The sequence below is a fragment of the Microbacterium album genome, from assembly GCF_014643695.1.
GTDB lineage: Bacteria > Actinomycetota > Actinomycetes > Actinomycetales > Microbacteriaceae > Microbacterium > Microbacterium album.
Genome location: NZ_BMJY01000006.1, coordinates 30,045 through 47,722, shown reverse-complemented (window position 1 = coordinate 47,722; position 17,678 = coordinate 30,045). Strand labels below are relative to the sequence as shown.

General features: G+C 72.2%; 16 protein-coding genes. 5 read left to right on the top strand and 11 right to left on the bottom strand.

Translation table 11 applies throughout. The features are described 5' to 3' along the window. Positions 1-13: 13 nt before the first annotated feature. Positions 14-1,582, bottom strand: coding sequence for an alpha/beta hydrolase (locus IEX37_RS08695; RefSeq protein WP_229663166.1), 1,569 nt, complete (start codon positions 1,580-1,582; stop codon positions 14-16). Then, a complete protein-coding gene (locus tag IEX37_RS08690; protein ID WP_188755878.1) occupies positions 1,579-2,787 on the bottom strand; it encodes a DNA polymerase III subunit delta' in 1,209 nt (402 codons plus the stop codon). The genes IEX37_RS08695 and IEX37_RS08690 overlap by 4 nt, the downstream gene beginning before the upstream one ends. Positions 2,788-2,997: 210 nt before the next feature. Here IEX37_RS08690 and IEX37_RS08685 point away from each other — a divergent pair, with 210 nt between their 5' ends. Next, entirely contained in the window at positions 2,998-3,603 is a 606-nt protein-coding gene (locus IEX37_RS08685; protein ID WP_188755877.1) for a hypothetical protein, read from the top strand. Positions 3,604-3,663: 60 nt separating this feature from the next. On the opposite strand, the gene tmk is transcribed toward IEX37_RS08685, so the two are convergent. From tmk to IEX37_RS08650, 7 genes are all read right to left on the bottom strand, one after another. Beyond that, on the bottom strand, positions 3,664-4,299 hold the full coding sequence (tmk, locus tag IEX37_RS08680; protein WP_188755876.1) for a dTMP kinase: 636 nt from the start codon (positions 4,297-4,299) through the stop codon (positions 3,664-3,666). Between the two features lie 8 nt (positions 4,300-4,307). Next, positions 4,308-7,016: a type I DNA topoisomerase gene (topA, locus tag IEX37_RS08675; protein ID WP_188755875.1), complete on the bottom strand. Its 2,709-nt coding sequence runs from the start codon at positions 7,014-7,016 to the stop codon at positions 4,308-4,310. 110 nt (positions 7,017-7,126) lie between these two features. Next, positions 7,127-7,447, bottom strand: coding sequence for an Rv3654c family TadE-like protein (locus IEX37_RS08670; protein ID WP_188755874.1), 321 nt, complete (start codon positions 7,445-7,447; stop codon positions 7,127-7,129). An 81-nt stretch (positions 7,448-7,528) separates the two neighbouring features. Further along, positions 7,529-7,927: a TadE family type IV pilus minor pilin gene (locus IEX37_RS15965; protein ID WP_229663165.1), complete on the bottom strand. Its 399-nt coding sequence runs from the start codon at positions 7,925-7,927 to the stop codon at positions 7,529-7,531. After that, the gene (locus tag IEX37_RS08660; protein ID WP_188755873.1) at positions 7,924-8,145 is read right to left on the bottom strand and encodes a DUF4244 domain-containing protein; all 222 of its coding nucleotides are present in this window, start codon (positions 8,143-8,145) and stop codon (positions 7,924-7,926) included. The genes IEX37_RS15965 and IEX37_RS08660 overlap by 4 nt, the downstream gene beginning before the upstream one ends. A gap of 76 nt (positions 8,146-8,221) precedes the next feature. After that, complete coding sequence (locus tag IEX37_RS08655) at positions 8,222-9,172, bottom strand: type II secretion system F family protein (protein ID WP_229663164.1); 951 nt, start codon at positions 9,170-9,172, stop codon at positions 8,222-8,224. Beyond that, positions 9,169-10,296: a TadA family conjugal transfer-associated ATPase gene (locus tag IEX37_RS08650; RefSeq protein ID WP_188755872.1), complete on the bottom strand. Its 1,128-nt coding sequence runs from the start codon at positions 10,294-10,296 to the stop codon at positions 9,169-9,171. The genes IEX37_RS08655 and IEX37_RS08650 overlap by 4 nt, the downstream gene beginning before the upstream one ends. 220 nt (positions 10,297-10,516) lie before the next feature. Here IEX37_RS08650 and acs point away from each other — a divergent pair, with 220 nt between their 5' ends. Continuing rightward, on the top strand, positions 10,517-12,535 hold the full coding sequence (gene acs / locus IEX37_RS08645) for an acetate--CoA ligase (RefSeq protein WP_188755871.1): 2,019 nt from the start codon (positions 10,517-10,519) through the stop codon (positions 12,533-12,535). Between the two features lie 126 nt (positions 12,536-12,661). Here acs and IEX37_RS08640 read toward each other — a convergent pair whose 3' ends face one another. Continuing rightward, positions 12,662-13,129, bottom strand: coding sequence for a RidA family protein (locus tag IEX37_RS08640; RefSeq protein WP_188755870.1), 468 nt, complete (start codon positions 13,127-13,129; stop codon positions 12,662-12,664). Beyond that, positions 13,126-13,347 carry a Sp36 family protein gene (gene sp36, locus IEX37_RS08635; protein WP_188755869.1) on the bottom strand — a complete coding sequence of 74 codons (222 nt, stop codon included), beginning with the start codon at positions 13,345-13,347 and terminating at the stop codon, positions 13,126-13,128. Before sp36 ends, IEX37_RS08640 begins: the two co-directional genes overlap by 4 nt. Before the next feature lie 109 nt (positions 13,348-13,456). On the opposite strand from sp36, the gene IEX37_RS08630 reads away from it, so the two are divergent. The 3 genes from IEX37_RS08630 to IEX37_RS08620 all read left to right on the top strand — a co-directional run bounded on the left by IEX37_RS08630 (position 13,457) and on the right by IEX37_RS08620 (position 17,665). After that, positions 13,457-16,036, top strand: a complete 2,580-nt coding sequence (locus IEX37_RS08630; RefSeq protein WP_188755868.1) for a transglycosylase domain-containing protein — start codon at positions 13,457-13,459, stop codon at positions 16,034-16,036. Continuing rightward, positions 16,036-16,956 carry a metallophosphoesterase gene (locus IEX37_RS08625; protein ID WP_188755867.1) on the top strand — a complete coding sequence of 307 codons (921 nt, stop codon included), beginning with the start codon at positions 16,036-16,038 and terminating at the stop codon, positions 16,954-16,956. Before IEX37_RS08630 ends, IEX37_RS08625 begins: the two co-directional genes overlap by 1 nt. A 103-nt stretch (positions 16,957-17,059) precedes the next feature. Then, positions 17,060-17,665 (top strand): PepSY domain-containing protein, encoded by a 606-nt coding sequence (locus IEX37_RS08620; RefSeq protein WP_188755866.1) that lies wholly within the window; start codon positions 17,060-17,062, stop codon positions 17,663-17,665. Positions 17,666-17,678: the final 13 nt, after the last annotated feature.

The following is a 17,678-nucleotide window of genomic DNA, read 5'->3' as shown; positions in this document are numbered from 1 at the left end:
GTTCGGTCTCAGGTCAGCAGACGAGCCCGTCCTGGGGCACCTCACCGTCGAGGAGGTACGCGTCGACCGCGGCGTCGATGCAGTCGCTCGCGCCGTTGTAGCCCGTGTGCCCCTCGCCCCGGTAGGTGAGCAGCACACCGCTCGACAGCTGGGCGGCCAGGGCCTCCGCCCACGCGTGGGGCGTGGCGGGGTCGCCCGTCGTCCCGATCACGAGGATGGGCGGCGCGCCGTCCGCGGCGATCGGCTCGCGGACGCCGGTCGGCTCGAAAGGCCACTGTTCGCAGAGGCTCGGGCCGGTCCAGTAGGGCGCGATCGTCGGCGCCTCCCGCGCGAGCAGCTGCTCTGCCGCGTCGATCTGCTCCTCGGTCGGCTCGGGGTAGTCCATGCAGTTGAACGCGTGGAACGCCTGCGTGGAGTTGTTCAGGTACTGCCCGTCGTGACGGTTGTTGTAGTGGTCGGCGAGCTCCATCGCGGGGGTGGGGTCGCCCTGCATCGCCGCGGCGAGCGCGCTGGTCAGCAGCGGCCAGTTGCCCTCGCTGTACAGCGGCACGATGATCGCGGTGATGAGCGTGTCGGCCCCCAGCTCGCGGCCGTCGGCTGCGACGAGCGGCGAGCGGTCGACGGAGGCGAGCAGTGCCGCGAGGTCACCGAGCCCCTGGTCGACGGTGCCCCGGAAGGGGCAGCCCTCGCTCGCCAGGCACGCCTCCATGTAGCTGCGGAGGGCCTGCTCGAACCCGACCGCCTGCCGCGCACCGAACTCCTGTCCGGGCACGGAGGGATCGATCGCCCCGTCCAGCACCATGCGGCCCACGCGCTCCGGGTAGAGCTTCGCGTACGTCGCGCCCAGGTACGTTCCCCACGAGTAGCCGAGGTAGTCGAGCTTGTCCTCGCCGACGATGCCGCGCAGGAGGTCCATGTCGCGCGCGGTCTGCTCGGTGCTCACGAACTGCAGCAGCTCGCCGCTGTTCGCCTCGCAGGCCTCCGCGTACGCCCGGTTGCGCTCGTCGAGCTCCGCTTCCCACTCGGGCGTGCCGCGCTCGTGCTCCGGGACGTCGTAGAGATAGGCGTCCATCTCCGCATCGTCCAGGCACTCGACGGGGGTCGAACGTCCGACGCCGCGCGGGTCGAAGCCGACGATGTCGTAACGGGCCCGCACCCCCTCGCTCGCCGCGGCGGCCACCGAGTACTGGATGAACTCGTAGCCGCTCGCGCCGGGGCCGCCGGGATTGACGAAGAGCGAGCCGAGCGGCTGCTCCTCGCGCGCCTGTTGCCGGATGACGGCGAGCTCGATCTCGCCCGCGTCCGGCGTGTTCCAGTCCAGCGGCGCCGTGACGGTCGCGCACTCGAACGCACCACACGACGACCACTGCACGTCCTGCTCGTAGAAGGGGCGCAGCTCCTCCGCGATCGAGGGATCCGGGGTGCGGGTCACGGGCGGACGCTCGGCGGGTCCCGGGGGGATCTGGGAGTAGAGGCAGCCGGACAGCGCGAGCGCTCCCACGACGAGGGCCGCGAGCACGGCGACGACACGGCGGGGCGCACGACCCCGGGCCGGGGCGCCGGCAGGAGTGATGGGGCTCACGGCTTCCTTCCGCTGACGATCGTGACGAGCAGGCTCTCCAGCGCGAGAGTGGGCTGCGCGTTCTGCTCGAGCACCTCGCGGGTCTCGGCGATGTGGTCCAGCACGGTGAGGGTGCGGTCGGCCGGCCATGCCGCCGCCAGCTCCCGCAGCTCCTCGATCAGCTCGAGGTTGATGATGTCGGGCCCGCTCGCGCCGGCGTCGTCGCCGGCGGTGAGGCGGGCGGACGCGTCGCGGCCGATCCGGAGCTGCAGCATCATGACGTCGCGGTAGAGGGACTGCAGATCGGTGAGCACGCGGTCGAGGCCGTCCCGCAGGCTTCGGGTCGCGCGCCGCTTCTGGTCGTCCTCGAGCGCGGTCAGCTGGGCGCGCACGGCGGGCGGCACCCTCGACCCCTCGGGCACCCCGACGGTACGCAGCAGCGACGCACGCTCGGCCTCGTCGCGCTCGGCCGTCAGCGCCTTGGCGTCGTCCGTCGCCGCCTGCACGATCTGCCCCGCCACCTCCACGACATCGGAGATGCCGCGCACGCGCAGCACCGCGCGCAGCGTCTCGTCGCGGCGGATGCGGGATGCCTCGTCGGTCGCGAGCCGCTGAGCCATGCCGATGTGCCGCTGGGAGTGCCGCGCCGCCTGCTCGGCGAACGCCGGATCCGCACCGGTCCGCGCCGTGATCAGGCGGGCCACCTGGTCGATGTCCGGTTCGCGCAGCCGCAGCACGCGCACGCGGGAGCGGATGGTGGGCAGCAGGTCCGCGTCGCTGGGCGCGCACAGGATCCACACGGTGCGCTCGGGGGGCTCCTCGAGCGCCTTGAGCAGCACGTTCGAGGTGCGCTCCGCCATCCGGTCCGCGTCCTCCACGACGATGACCCGGTACCGGCCGACCGACGGCGAGAAGTAGGACCGCTCGACGAGCTCGCGCGCCTGCTTGATGGTGATGATCACGCCCTCGGTGCGCAGCGCGGTCAGATCCGGGTGCGTGCCGGCCAGGACCTGCCGCATGGTCGGTTCATCGTCGGGCCCGTTCGCGATCAGCGCGGCCGCGAACGCGTGCGCGAGCGGGGCTCGGCCCGATCCGGGCGGGCCGGTGAGCAGCCACGCGTGGGCGAGCGCGCTCGGATCCGCGGCCGCGGCACGGAGGGTGTCGACGGCGGCGTCCTGCCCCCACACCTCGCCCCACGGCAGCGCGGAAGCCGCCACCGTCGTCATGCGCTCCAGCCTAACCCGGGGCGGGGACGCCGCTCGGAGGCGGTCGGCGGCGTCACGCTCGGGACGATCGGCTTTTGCCCCGTGACGAGCAGGGAGAATATTGCGCTCCTCATTCCGCCCCGCCTACCCTTTGTCGCGAACGTCGCATATGCACGCCCACCACCGCGGGTCCTTACTCCCTCGAGGCAATAGATGTCCTGGAAACAACCCATGGGTAAACACCCCGCGACGGTCAGCGCGCTGGTCATCGCGGGAGCGGCCGTTGTCGTCGCTGGCCCTCTCCTCGCCTCCACGATCTCCGACAGCACCGCGGATCCACTGGGCGGCCAAACGGCGCGCGCATTCTCGGGAACCGGCTCACCCCTCAGAGCGTCGGAAACGGATATCCCTTACTCCGTTCCCCGCCCGGAACTCGACCTTGCCCTTCTGGAGTGCGAAAGTGAACTGATCGTCACGTCGGCATCCTCCTACATGAGCAAGACTCAGGCGACCTCCGCGGAGAACGAGCAGATCCGAGACCTTCTCGCAGACTTGAGCGCGCACATCGGTTTCACCGCTCCCTCCACCGTGACAGCGAACACCTCGCAACGCGTCGCGAACTCATCGGACACCTCCGCTGCGACGATCTTCACCGGAGTGAGCACGGCCGGTCGCATCGAGGTCGTCGCGGCCGTTGCAGAGGTGGACGGCCGCCTCACGGTGACGGAGGTAGCCGGCTGTTCAACGAGCGCAGCGACGCCGCCGATGGCGCCCGACGCCGTCCTCACTCCGAGCGAACTCGGCTTTCCCGATGGAGTAGCGGGATCATCCCCGTGACGGCAGCCCCGTGACGGCAGCCGGGAATCCAATCTGCGGCGGCAGATAGTCGGAGGCGCCTCAGAGCAGCGCGCGGACCCGGGTGCGGATGTCCGCGGCCAGCTCGTCGACCGGAAGCGACGCGTCCAGCACGAGGAATCGCTCCGGCTCCGCAGACGCGAGCGCGAGGAACGCGTTGCGCACGCGTCGATGGAAGTCGTCCTTCTCCGACTCGAGCCTGTCGAACGGCTTGTCCTCGGCGTCCAGTCGCGCGCGCGCCGCCGCCGGGTCCAGGTCGAGCAGCACCGTCAGGTGCGGCAGCGCCCCGTCCGTGGCCCACATCGACAGGTCGCGCACCTCGCGCGCGTCGAGCACCCGGCCCGCACCCTGGTACGCGACCGAGGAGTCCAGGTAACGGTCCTGGATGACGACGTCGCCCCGCTCGAGAGCCGGGCGCACGACCGATGCCACGTGGTGGGCGCGGTCGGCCGCGTAGAGCAGCGCCTCCGCGCGCGGGGCGATGTGTCCGCTGCCGTCCCGCCCCCGATGGTGCAGCACGATGTCGCGGATGAGCGCGCCGACCTCGGTCCCGCCGGGCTCGCGCGTGCGCACGACGGCTCGTCCCGCGGCCTCGATCCACTCGTGCAGCAGGCGTGCCTGCGTGGTCTTGCCGACCCCGTCGCCGCCCTCGAAGGTGATCCAGAGGCCGGCAGGCACCTCGGTGCTCACTTCTTGGTCGCGGTCTTGCGGGTGGTCGTCTTGCGTGCCGTCGTGCGCTTCTTGGCCGGGCCCTTCGCGCGCTTCTCCGCCAGCATCTCCACGGCCTTCTCGAACGTGATGTCGTCGATGCTCTCGCCGCGCGGGATCGTCACGTTCGTCTCGCCGTCGGTGACGTAGGGCCCGAACCGGCCGTCGCGCACCCGGATCGGCTTGCCGCTGACCGGATCCGCGTCGAACTCCTTCAGCGCGCTCGACGTGCGGCGGGCGCCGTACTTGGGCTGCTTGTACAGCTCCAGCGCCTGCTCGAGCGTGATGTCGAAGATCTGGCTCTCGCTCTCGAGCGAGCGCGAGTCCGTGCCCTTCTTGAGGTACGGGCCGAACCGGCCGTTCTGCGCAGTGATCTGCTCGCCCGACTCGGGGTCGGCGCCCACCACGCGCGGCAGCGAGAGCAGCTTCAGCGCCGTGTCGAGATCGATCGTCTCGGGCGACATGCTCTTGAACAGCGAGGCCGTGCGCGGCTTGGGCGCGGCGGCCTTCTTCGTCGTCCGCTTCTTCGGCGTCTCCTCGACGACCTCGCCGGTCTCAGCGTCCGCGGCATCCGGATCCACCGGCTCCTGCTCCTGCACGTACGGTCCGAACCGGCCGTCCTTCACGACGATGAGCTTGCCGTTCTCGGGGTTCTCCCCGAGAACGCGATCGCCGGCCACGGGCGCGTCGATCAGCTCCTGCACCTTCTCGGCCGTCAGCTCATCGGGCGCGAGGTCCTCCGGCACGTTCACGATGCGCGGCTTCTCGTCCGGCTTGTCCGGGTCGGCGACCTCGATGTACGGGCCGTACTTGCCGAAGCGCAGCGTCGCCGTGTCGGTGAGCGGGGTGGCGTTGAGGGCGCGCGCGTCGATCTCGCCGAGGTTGTCGACGATGTTGCGCAGGCCGGGGTGCTCGCCCGAGCCGAAGTAGAACGAGCGCAGCCACTCGACGCGCTTCTGCTCGCCCCGCGCGATCGCGTCGAGGTCGTCCTCCAGCGCGGCGGTGAAGTCGTAGTCGACCAACTCGGCGAAGTGCTGCTCCAGCAGGCGCACCACGCTGAACGCGAGCCAGGACGGCACGAGGGCCTGGCCGCGCTTGGCCGCGTAGCCGCGGTCGAGGATCACGCCGATGATGCTCGCGAAGGTGGACGGACGGCCGATGCCCTTCTCCTCCAGCGCCTTGACCAGGCTCGCCTCGGTGTAGCGCGGGGGCGGCGTCGTCGTGTGACCCTTGGGCTCTGCGTCCGACAGGGCGAGCACTGCGCCCTCGGCGACCTGCGGCAGCGCCTGGTTCTCGCCCTCGTCGGCGTCGCGGCGGCGCTCGTCGCGGCCCTCCTCGTACGCGTCGAGGAACCCGCGGAACGTGTACACGGTGCCGGAGGCGGTGAACTCGACGGTCTTGCCGTCGGCGTCCGCCTCGAGCGTGACGGTCGTGGTCTCGAACTCGGCGTCCGACATCTGGCTCGCGACCGTGCGCTTCCAGATCAGCTCGTATATCCGCTGCTCGTCGCGGCCGAGCTCGCCGGCCACCTCCTTGGGCGTGCGGAACTTCTCACCCGACGGCCGGATCGCCTCGTGCGCCTCCTGCGCGTTCTTGCTCTTGGAGGCGTAGACGCGGGGCTTGAGCGGCACCGCCCGCTCGCCGTACAGGGCCACCGCCTGCTCACGCGCGGCCGCGACGGCCTGCGCGCTGAGGTTGGTGGAGTCGGTGCGCATATAGGTGATGTATCCGCGCTCGTACAGGCTCTGCGCCACCGACATCGCCGTCTTGGCAGACATCGAGAGCTTGCGCCCCGCCTCCTGCTGCAGGGTCGACGTGGTGAACGGCGCATTCGGGCGCCGCTTGCCGGGCTTGGCCTCGACCCTCGTGACGCGCGCCTGCCCGGCGGCGTCGATCGCGGCGGCCAACGCGCCGGCGGCCTCCTCGTCGAGCACGACGACCGCGCGCTTGAGCTCACCCCTGTCGTCGAAGTCGCGGCCCACGGCGAGCGCGGCGCCGTCGAGACGGACGACGCGCACCGAGAACGACTCCTCGGCGCGGGCGGCGCGGGCCTGGACGCTCCAATAGCTCGCGGAGACGAACGCCATGCGCTCGCGCTCGCGGTCGACGATGAGCCGCGTCGCGGCGGACTGGACGCGGCCGGCGCTCAGCGCCTGTCCGCTGCTGCCGCTGCCGACCTTGCGCCACAGCACGGGCGAGACGTCCCACCCGTAGAGGCGGTCGAGGATGCGACGCGTCTCCTGGGCGTCGACGAGCGCCAGGTCGAGGTCGCGCGTGCGCTCGATGGCGGCCTGGATGGCGTCCTTGGTGATCTCGTGGAACACCATGCGCTTGACCGGCACCTTGGGCTTGAGCGTCTCGAGAAGATGCCACGCGATGGCCTCGCCCTCGCGGTCCTCATCGGTCGCGAGCAGGACCTCGGAGGCGTTCTTGAGCGCGCGCTTGAGCTCGGACACCGTCTTCGTCTTGCGGTCGCTGACGACGTAATAGGGGTCGAAGCCGTTGTCGATGTCGATCGAGTACTTGCCGTACGCCGCGCGGTCCTTCTCGGGGATGTCGCGCTTGTCGGCGAGATCGCGGATGTGGCCCACGGAGCTGAGCACCTCGTACTCGTCGCCGAGGTAGCTCTGAATCGACCTCATCTTCGTCGGAGACTCGACGATGACGAGCTTCTTGCCTGATGACAACGGGTGTCCTTTCTTCGATGCACACCATACACACCGAGGACTGGGCGAGCTGTGCACACAGCCCCGCCCTCACCCGCATGCAGGCCCGCGCGGACAGCGGCGGCTGCGATTCACCCCGGTGGTGGCCCTGCTCGCGCGGTCGCGACGACCGGCATCCCGGCGAAGGTCGCCGACACCGTGACGGTCGCGACCAGCCCGTCCAGTTCGCAGGACACGAGGGATGCGCGCTGGGCGCCGGCGACCTGCGCCGCGCGCACACAGGGGTCGCCGCCGACCGCTCCGCTCGCGGTATCGGCCGCGGCGAGCGCCGCCGCATCGGCGACGCCCGCCATGCGCTGGCTCTCGACCGCGGCGGAGCCCGTCGCAGCCAAGCCGAGCATGAGCACGACGCTGGCGGCGACGACGCCCGCGCCCAGCGCGGATCCCGCCATGTGCTTCCTCCCTTCTGGAGCGATTCCTTCTCGAGCGACCCGTCGTACGGATGCCTGCGGGGCTGATGCCGCGGGGGGGGTTCAGAGCCCGCCCGCGAGTGCGCAGCTGGCGGCGCGCAGCGGCACGGGCAGTCCGGCCACCGCGACCTCGGCCGTCGCGGTCACGCACACCAGGTCCTCCTGGTGCACCGCGGCCACGCGCGCCCCCGCGACGGCGCCGACAACCGCTCCGGTCGCGCGTGCCTCGGACTCGCCCCGTGCGATCAGGCGGGCCGCGTCCGCGGCGGCGTCCTGGAGCCGCACGTGAGTCGCGGCGGCGAACAGCCCGCCGATGCCGAGCGCGAGGACGACCGCGACGGCGGGAAGCGCGACCGCGAGCTCCGCGGCGACCGAGCCTCGCTCGCCGCCCGGAACCCGCGCGAACGGGCCCCCGCCGTCGCGGCCGCGAGGGCCGCGCCGTGGGACGGCGCGACCGATCACGAGACCGACAGAGCCCTGCGCACCAGATCGGTCAGGATCTCGCGCACCTCGTCGGAGCGCATGATCACGACCAGGACGCCGGCGAACGCGACGGCGGCCATCGTGACGATCGCGTACTCGGCGGTCGAGGCGCCGGTCTCGTCCGCGACGAGGTCGGGCAGGCGTCGCCGGCGCGAGGCGACGCCGGCGACGGGAGCGGGCAACGGAGTGATGGACATCGGTTCCTTCTTTCTCTTCGTTGTTCTTGCGGATCCGCCGGATCGGGTTCCGGCGGGGTCGTCCGGTCGGACGTGTTCAGCCGCCCAGCAGGGGCAGCGGCGTGGCGGAGAGCACGCCGAGCAGCATCGGCGCGACCCCCAGGCAGAGGAAGGCGGGCAGCGTGCACGCGCCGAGCGGCAGCAACAGCCGGGCACCGAGCTTCGCGGCGCGGAGCCGCCCCTCCGTGCGGGCCGACTGGCGTTCCTGCGCCGCCGCGGCGCGCAGGAGCTCCACGCCGGGCACGCCGGCATCGCGCGACAGGGCGAGCACGGCGCTGGTGTCGGCGGCGCCGGACCGCGGACCGCCGGGCGCGTGGGCGACGAGATCCTGCGCGCGCTCGATCGACGCTCCCCCGCTCAACGCGATCGCGGTCAGCTCTGCATGCATACCCGGGCTGCCGGGCGGAGGCTGGGCGGCGCGGACAAGCCGGGCAGTCCAGGCGCGGGCGAGCAGCAGCAGGCCGCACCCCACGGCGAGACAGACGATCCCGAGGGGCGTGGTGAAGAGGACGCCCAGCACATCGAAGCCGAGCCCCACGCCGATCAGCAGCCCCGCCAGCGGCAGCCACGCCATCAGTCGAGCGGTTCCGGCGGGCTCGGCGAGTGCGATGCGCACGTCGTCCCGCGCCTCCTCGGCGTCCCGCAGCGCGGACGACAGCGACCGCAGGCAGTCCGCGAGCGGGGCGCCGACCGTCGTGGCGACCTCCCACGCCGCGGCAAGATCCCGCCAGGCCTCGCCGTCCGGGCGGCGGGCGGCCCTCGGACCCGTCGCGGGAGGCTTCTCCTCCGCGTACGCAGCGATCGCCGCGGCGAGGGGCGTGCCTGCGGCCGCGCTCTGCGCGATGCGGGCCGCCGCGGGGTCTCCCGAGTCGGCGAGGTGCCGCCACGCCGCCGCGGGCGTCGCGCCCGCCTGCAGCAGCACCGCGAGCCGCAGCGCGGTCGCCGCCGCTGCGCCGTCGGGCTTCGCCGTGAGTGCCATGTGCGTCATGTCTCCTTCCCGCCGGGTCTCGCCGCAGGCGTTCCCCGATCCCGTCCTGCCCCACCGACGTCGTCCGGCGGGCGCTCCCCGCGGTGACCCCGCTCCCGCCACGGCTCGACCGGCTCGATCGCGAGGCGCCCGCCCGACTCCACGAAGCGGCCCACGCTGGCGAGCCGCCGTGCGCCGTCGGTACCGCGCTCGAGGTGCAGCACGAAGCCGATCGCGCTGACGACCTGCCGGGCGACCGCGTGGTCATCCATCCCCGCCAGCGCGCCCAGCGCCTCGAGCCGGGCCGACACCTCCGCGAGGCCGCTGGCGTGCAGGGTTCCCGCACCCCCGTCGTGTCCGGTGTTGAGGGCCGTGAGCAGCTCCCGCACCTCCTCGCCCCGGCACTCGCCCACGACGATGCGGTCGGGACGCATCCGCAGGGCCTCCCGCACGAGCCGCGCCAGCCCGACCCCGCCCGCGCCCTCGAGATTCGGCTGCCGCGCCTCGAGCGACACGTGATGCGGATGGGCAATGCGCAGCTCCGCGACATCCTCGATCGTGACGATCCGCTCGTGGGCGGGCGCATGCGCGAGCATCGCTCCGAGGAGCGTGGTCTTGCCCGTACCCGCCGCGCCCGTCACCAGCACGTTCTGCCGCTCCTGCACGATCCGCACGAGCCAGTGCCGCACCTCGGGGGCGAGCGAGCCGCCCCGCTGCAGCGCGTCGAGATCCGCGCCGCGCAACCGGGGGATGCGCACGGAGAGCGCCGTTCCGCTCGTCGCGACGGGCGGCAGCACGGCGTGCACGCGCACGCCGTCGCGCAACCTCACGTCGACGCACGGCGTCGCGTCGTCGATGTGCCGTCCGCCGCGGCCGATGAGCTCGATCGCGAGCTCGCGCACCTCCCGCTCGGACGCGCGCCAGGTCGGGTCGGGCCGCGGGCCGTCCCCGCGATCGACGAACAGGCCGTCGGCACCGTTGACGAACAGGTCGGTCACGCGCGCATCGGCGACGTAGGGGGCCAGCGGGCCCAGAGCCGCGGCGTCGATCGGCGGCGCCGGCGGCGCGGACGGACCGTGGTCGCGCGCATCCGCACCCGGCGCGCCCTTCCGGCGCTCGCGCGGCTGCACGACGAACGGTTCCATGCCCGAGACGCTAGGGAGGCTCCACCGCCCGGACACGGCCCTCGGCGCGTGAGGAGCACGATCCGGTCTGGGCGGACGCCTGTGCACGAGGAGTGCTCCGGGCGCGCCCGTACCCACCCACTTTCGGGGGTATTGCGCCCGCGCGATCCGGGCGTACATTCGCCGTGCGGCCCATTCCGCCGCGCCGCATACCGACACGTCGCAAAGGAGCGCGCAGCCGATGAACAGTCAGACCGGCACCCCCGACCACGCCGACACCCGGGTCGGTGGCGGCAGCGAGATCGACCACCTGCTCGAGGAGACGCGCCGCTTCCCGCCGTCGCCGGAGTTCGCCGCGAACGCCGTCGCGGGGGCCGAACTCTACGAGCGGGCGCAGCGGGACCGCGAGGGATTCTGGGCCGATCAGGCGCGCGAACTGCTGCACTGGCACAAACCGTTCACGCAGGTGCTGGACTGGTCGATGCCTCCGTTCGCGAAGTGGTACGCCGACGGCGAGCTCAACGTCGCCTACAACTGCCTGGACCGGCACGTCGAGGCCGGTCACGGGGACCGCGTGGCGCTGCTGTGGGAGGGCGAGCCGGGCGACGACCGCCGCATCACCTACGCGGAGCTTACGGACGAGGTCAAGCGCCTCGCGAATGTGCTCACGGACCTCGGGATCGGCCCGGGCGACCGGGTGGCGATCTACCTGCCGATGATCCCGGAGACGGTCGCGGCGATGCTCGCGGTGGCGCGGCTCGGCGCCATCCACTCGGTCATCTTCGGCGGCTTCAGCGCCGACAGTCTGCGCTCGCGCATCGACGATGCCGGCGCCAAGCTCGTCATCACCGCCGACGGCGGATGGCGCAAGGGCAAGGTCTCGCCGCTCAAGCCGGCCGTGGACCAAGCCCTGGGCGAGCGGAACGGCCTGGGCGTCCAGGAGACCGTGGAGCACGTGCTCGTGGTCCGTCGCGGCGGCAACGAGGTCGACTGGGTCGAGGGCCGCGACATCTGGTATCACGACGTGGTGCCGCAGGCCTCCGCGGAGCACGAGGCCCAGCCCTTCGAGGCCGAGAACCCGCTGTTCATCCTCTATACCTCGGGCACCACCGGCAAGCCGAAGGGCATCCTGCACACGTCCGGCGGGTACCTGACCCAGGCGCAGTTCACCCACCGCAACGTCTTCGACCTGCGCCCCGAGAGCGACGTGTACTGGTGCACGGCCGACGTGGGCTGGATCACCGGCCACAGCTATGTCGTCTACGGACCGCTCGCGAACGGCGCCACGCAGGTGCTGTACGAGGGCACGCCCGAGTTCCCCGAGCCCGGCCGCTGGTGGGACGTGATCGAGAAGTACGGCGTGACGATCTTCTACACCGCACCCACGGCCATCCGCGGATTCATGAAGCAGGGCCGGCAGATCCCCCAGGCCCGGGACCTGTCGTCCCTTCGCGTGCTCGGCTCGGTGGGCGAGCCGATCAACCCGGAGGCGTGGATGTGGTTCCGCGAGGTCGTCGGCGCCGGAGCATGCCCCATCGTGGACACGTGGTGGCAGACCGAGACCGGCGCGATCATGATCTCCGCGCTGCCCGGCGTCACGGAGACCAAGCCGGGGTCGGCGCAGGTGCCCGTGCCGGGCGTCTCGATCGACGTCGTCGGCGAGGACGGACAGCACGTCGGCAGCGGCAACGGCGGCCTGCTGGTCATCACGGAGCCGTGGCCGAGCATGCTGCGGGGCATCTGGGGCGACCCTGAGCGGTTCCGGGAGACTTACTGGGAGAAGTTCGAGTCGCAGGGCTACTACTTCGCGGGCGACGGCGCGCGCCTCGACGAGGACGGCGACATCTGGCTGCTGGGCCGCGTGGACGACGTCATGAACGTCTCGGGCCACCGACTCTCGACCGCCGAGATCGAGTCGGCGCTGGTGGCGCACGAGGCGACGGCCGAGGCCGCCGTGGTCGGCGCCGCCGACGAGACGACGGGGCAGGCGGTGGTCGCCTTCGTGATCCTGAAGGAGAGCTACCTGCGCCAGCACGGCCCGGAGGGCCTCGCCCAGCAGCTACGCACCTGGGTGGGCGAGCAGATCGGTCCGATCGCGCGGCCTCGCGACGTGTACATCGTCGGAGAGCTGCCCAAGACCCGCTCGGGCAAGATCATGCGCCGTCTACTGCGTGACGTCGCGGAGGGCCGCGAGGTCGGCGACACCACGACACTCGCCGACACCGCGGTCATGAGCGTCATCTCGGCGCAGGTGCGCTGACCGCTCGCCGCGGGCGCCACGGACAGCGGAAAAATCCACCGAATCGGAGCGGATGGCCGATCCGGCACCGCAACGGTGCAGATCTCCGCTTCCGCGGCAGATGCGCTCCGGGGGGGGTGGCGCGGGCTAGGCGAGGAGGAAGGCGACCTCGATCTCGACGGGCGCGTCGAGCGGCAGCACCGCGACGCCGACGGCCGAGCGCGCGTGGCGGCCGGCGTCGCCGAAGATCTCGCCGAGCACCTCGCTCGCGCCGTTGATCACGCCCGGCTGACCGGTGAAGGCGGGGTCGGAGGCGACGAAGCCCGTGACCTTCAGCACGCCCGCGATCCGGTCGAGGCCACCCGCGGCGGCCGCGGCCGCCGCGAGCGCGTTGAGCGCGCAGGCGCGCGCAAGCTCTGCCGCGTCGGTCGGGGCGACGTGCTCGGCGCCGTCGCCCACCTTGCCCGTGAGCGGCAGAGCCCCGTCGACCATGGGCAGCTGCCCGGAGGTCTGGACGATGTCGCCGTGGACCGTCGCCGGGATGTACGCGGCCACGGGCGGGACCACGGCCGGCAGCTCGATACCGAGCTCGGCCAGCCGCTGGGAGACGCTCACTGGCCTTCCCCCTCGAACTGACGGGCGGCCTGCTCGGCGGCGGACAGCCCCGCGTTCGCGGCGCCCGCGCCCGCCGGGCGCTTGAGATAGGCCACGAGGCCGCCCTCGGCGTTCGGAACCACCTGCACGAGCTCCCAGCCCTGCTTGCCCCAGTTGTTGAGGATCGCCGCCGTGTTGTGGATCAGCAGCGGCGTGGTGAGGTACTCCCACGTGGTCATGGAGTCTCCTTCGGGATCGGGACACGTCTGAGCCGCGGACAGCGGCGGATCGCCGCCGCGCGAGGGCGCCCTGGAGCGCCCGCACAGGGAAACGGCTTACGATCACCCTATGCCTCAAGGGAAAAGGACGGCCAGCGGTTGGCTCGGCGGGCTGCTCGGCCTCGTCGGCCTGAGCGCCATCGCAGGCATTCTCGTCACTGCTGCGGTCACCCCCGCCATCGCCGTATCGGGCTACGCCGCCCGCAGCGCGATCTCTCTGTTCGACAACCTGCCGGGCTACCTCGAGGTCACCCGGCCCATGCTGCCGACGACCATCTACGCCAAGGACCCGCACAGCGACGGACACCTCGAGCTCGCGACGTTCTACGACCAGAACCGCATCCCCGTCGAGTACGACGAGGTCGCGCAGGTCGTGTACGACGCGATCCTCTCGAGCGAGGATCCCCGCTACTACGAGCACGGCGGGGTCGACCTCATCGGCACGACGCGAGCCCTGCTGAACAACCTCCGGGGCGGCGCCACCCAGGGCGGCTCCTCGATCAGCCAGCAGTACGTCAAGAACGTGCTCATCCAGAAGTGCGAGCAGGAGGCCGAGAGCGACGAGGAGGAGCAGGCCTGCTTCACCCAGGCGACGCAGGCCGAGGGCGCCGAGGGGTACGAGCGCAAGCTGCAGGAGATGCGCTACGCGATCCAGATCGAGAAGGAGTACTCGAAGAACGACATCCTCCTCGGGTACCTCAACATCGCCAACTTCGGCGGCACGACCTACGGCATCGAGGCCGCGGCCAACTACTACTTCGGCGTCTCGGCGCGCGACCTCAACCTGCCGCAGGCAGCCACGCTGGCGGGCATCGTCCAGGAGCCGAACCGCTTCCGGATCGATCAGCCCGACCGCGAGGACAACGGCGAGGCCAACGGCTACGCGGCCACGAAGGAGCGCCGCGACTCGGTGATCCGCCGCATGCACGCCGAGGGCGCGATCACGGCCGAACAGCGCGACGAGGCGTACGCGGCCCCGGTGGAGCCGCACATCCATCCGCGCCAGACCGGATGCGTGACGGCCCTGGGCTCGGCCTACTTCTGCCAGTACGTGAAGTCGGTGATCCTCAATGACCCCGCCTTCGGCGACACCGCCGAGGCGCGACGCGACCTGCTCTCGCGCGGCGGGTTGAACGTCTACACGACACTCGACCTGCGCGTGCAGGTGCCCGCCGAGGACGCGATGCGCCAGTACACGCCGACCCACATCGACGGCATGCAGTTCGGCGCGACGGCCGTGACGCTCGAGGCCGACACCGGGCGTGTGCTCGCGATGGCGCAGAACACGAACTTCAGCGAGAACCCCACGGTGATCGAGAGCCAGCCGGGCTACTCGGCGCAGGTCTATGCCGCCGACCAGGCGCACGGCAGCGCGATCGGCTTCTCGGCCGGCTCGACCTACAAGCTGTTCACGCTCATCGACTGGCTCGAGAAGGGGCACTCGACCAACGAGGTGCTCAACGGCGTGCAGCGCGTCTTCGACAGCACGTGCAACGGCGAGCCGCTGCGCAACTCGACCCGCATCGGCAACTTCGCCCGTCACGGCGGCTACGTCGGCACCGTGCGCGCCTTCACGCGCGATTCGCTCAACTCGGGTTACCTCGCGATGGCCCAGCGCCTCGACGTGTGCGACATCAACCGGGTGGCCGAGCGCATGGGCGTGACCTACGGCGACGGCACCCCCGTGACCGCGAACTACGCGCTGTACGACGTGCTCGGCTCGAAGAACATCGCGCCGATGGCGATGGCGTCGGCGTACGCGACCGTCGCGAACAACGGCATCCGCTGCGAGCCGCGCGCGATCGACCGCATCACCGACATCAACGGCACGGAGCTGCCCCTGCCCGAAGCACAGTGCGAGCAGGTGATCGCGCCCGAGATCGCCGCGACCGCGGCGGACGCGCTGAGGACGGTCATGTACGACAGCGGCGGCACCGGCCTGCAGGCGCGCAACCACGACGGGATCCCCGTGATCGGCAAGACCGGCACGCACGAGGGCCACCAGACCTCGATGATCCAGACGTCGACCAAGGCGACGACCGCGGTCTGGGTCGGCAACGTCCACGGCACGCGGGACCTCTACTACACGTACGCCAACGGATACCGGATGGCGGACGTCCGTTACCACATCTCGCGTCTCGTCCAGGGCGCCGCGAACGCGCACTACCCCGGCGGCGAGTTCCCGCCGCCGGACCAGAACCTTACCCGGCGCGTGCTCGTCGAGCTGCCCGACGTCGTCGGCATGACGGTCGAGGAAGCCGAGCGCACGCTGCGCAGCCGCGGCTTCCAGGCCTCCGTGGGCGACCCCGTCCCCGGTACGCAGCCCGAGGGCCGCATCCAGGTGCAGGACCCGGGCGCGGGCCGCGTGGCAGGCGGGACGACCGTGAGGCTGTCCCCCAGCAACGGCCAGGGCGTCGAGGTTCCGGACGTCGCGGGGCAGTCGCCCGAGCGCGCGGTCTCGGCCGTACGCGGAGCGGGCTTCCAGAGCGTCGACCTCGGCAGCTGCACCGAGCAGAGCGGCGCCGGCGCGGGACGTGCGACGGGCACCAACCCGGGCGCCGGCACCGTCGCCGACCGCGGCACGCGCATCGTCGTCGACTACGAGCGGGCGAACTGCAGCAGCCGCGGCGGCGGGGACGACGACGACTAGTGGCCCGAGCTCCACGCAACGCGCTGGCCGCGCTGGCCGCCCTCACGGCGGCCGGCGCGGCCGCGGCCGTGTGGGGGGTCGGGATCGAGCGGCAGCTGTTCACGGTGCGCCGCCACGTCCTGCCCGTGCTGGATCCCGGCGCCTCTCCCCTGCGGGTGCTCCACATCTCCGACGCGCACATGGCCCCGTGGCAGCGCCGCAAGCAGCGCTGGATGGCGGGCCTGGCTGCGCTGCGCCCGGATCTCGTGATCAGCACGGGCGACAGCCTGGGGCACCCTGACGGCCTCGACGCCGTCCGTCGCGCGCTCGCGCCGCTCGCCGGCGTGCCGGGCGTGTTCGTGCACGGCTCGAACGATTTCTGGGGCCCCAGCCCGCGCAACCCGTTCCTCTACCTGGCCGGCCCCTCGGAGCGCCACCGCCGGGCCGTGCGGCTCGACACCGCGGCGCTCGACGCGTTCATGGCCGACGAGCTCGGCTGGCACAGCGTGGACAACGGCGCAGCCTCCCTCTCCGTGCGCGGCACACGGATCCGGCTCTTCGGCGTGGGCGACGCCCACCACGACCTCGACGACCTCGACGCCGCCGCCCGCGCGCTGCAGGCCCAGCCGCCGGCGCCGCTGACGCTCGGCGTCGCGCACGCGCCCTACCGCCGGGTGCTCGACGGCCTGCTCGGCCTGGGGGCCGACATGCTGTTCGCGGGCCACACGCACGGCGGCCAGGTGCGCGTGCCGTTCTACGGTGCGCTCGTGGCCAACTGCGACCTGCCCGTGCGCCAGGCCCGCGGCCTGTCGGAGTGGGCGCACGCGGGCCGGACCGCGCCCCTCAACGTCAGCGCGGGACTCGGCCACTCCATCTACGCGCCGGTGCGCTTCGCATGCCGCCCCGAGGTCTCCCTCCTCACCCTCGCGCCGCGCCCCTGAGGCTCGCCGCGCTGCCGGAAGCCCCTCCATCGCACGGTTATCACGCGGGTTCGGGCCCAGCAAGGGGCAGGCCTGTTCGGGCGAGCTCACGCACGATGGAAGCATGAGCACACCGAATCTGTCCCGCAGCATCCGCCGCGTCGGCCTCATCGGGGCCGCGGTCGCGACCCTGGCCCTGACCGGTTGCGCCGGCGACGACCCCGGCGCGCCTCCCGCCCTCGATCCGACGCCCGACTCGATCACCCCGCCCGACACCGAAGGCCCCACGGAGGAGCCCGCGCCGCCGGCAGCAGGCGACGGGGACGTGCCCGACGTGTACGCGGGCGTCCTCGCCGCCATCCCGCTGGCCGAGTCGAGCGCGGGCGGCCCGGCGTTCGAGGTCGACGACGGCGACGGCGGGATCTGGGAGGTGCACGTGGCCGTCGGCGGGGACGACATCGAGGTGCACGTCGACCCCACCGGCCAGGAGGTGCTCCGCTCCGACCGCGAAGCCGACCTCGACTCGGACGACGCGGCGGGCCTGGAGGCCGCCTCGATCGACCTCACCGAGGCGATCCGCATCGCGATCGCCGAGTACGGCGGCACGGCCCCGCTCGACGACGCCGGCATCGACCGCGACCGCGGGGGCTTCGCGTGGGAGGTCGCGTTCCAGGACGACGTCGAGGTCTATGTCGACGTGACCGACGGAAGCGTCATCCGCGTCGAGTAGGCCCCGGCCGGGT

Excerpts from the sequence above, each read along its gene's own strand:
- IEX37_RS08690 (WP_188755878.1), bottom strand. The coding sequence starts at position 2,787 with ATGACGACGGTGGCGGCTTCCGCGCTGCCGTGGGGCGAGGTGTGGGGG.
- IEX37_RS08685 (WP_188755877.1), top strand. The coding sequence starts at position 2,998 with ATGGGTAAACACCCCGCGACGGTCAGCGCGCTGGTCATCGCGGGAGCG.
- IEX37_RS08670 (WP_188755874.1), bottom strand. The coding sequence starts at position 7,447 with ATGGCGGGATCCGCGCTGGGCGCGGGCGTCGTCGCCGCCAGCGTCGTG.
- IEX37_RS08660 (WP_188755873.1), bottom strand. The coding sequence starts at position 8,145 with ATGTCCATCACTCCGTTGCCCGCTCCCGTCGCCGGCGTCGCCTCGCGC.
- IEX37_RS08655 (WP_229663164.1), bottom strand. The coding sequence starts at position 9,172 with ATGACGCACATGGCACTCACGGCGAAGCCCGACGGCGCAGCGGCGGCG.
- IEX37_RS08650 (WP_188755872.1), bottom strand. The coding sequence starts at position 10,296 with ATGGAACCGTTCGTCGTGCAGCCGCGCGAGCGCCGGAAGGGCGCGCCG.
- acs (WP_188755871.1), top strand. The coding sequence starts at position 10,517 with ATGAACAGTCAGACCGGCACCCCCGACCACGCCGACACCCGGGTCGGT.
- sp36 (WP_188755869.1), bottom strand. The coding sequence starts at position 13,347 with ATGACCACGTGGGAGTACCTCACCACGCCGCTGCTGATCCACAACACG.
- IEX37_RS08630 (WP_188755868.1), top strand. The coding sequence starts at position 13,457 with ATGCCTCAAGGGAAAAGGACGGCCAGCGGTTGGCTCGGCGGGCTGCTC.
- IEX37_RS08620 (WP_188755866.1), top strand. The coding sequence starts at position 17,060 with ATGAGCACACCGAATCTGTCCCGCAGCATCCGCCGCGTCGGCCTCATC.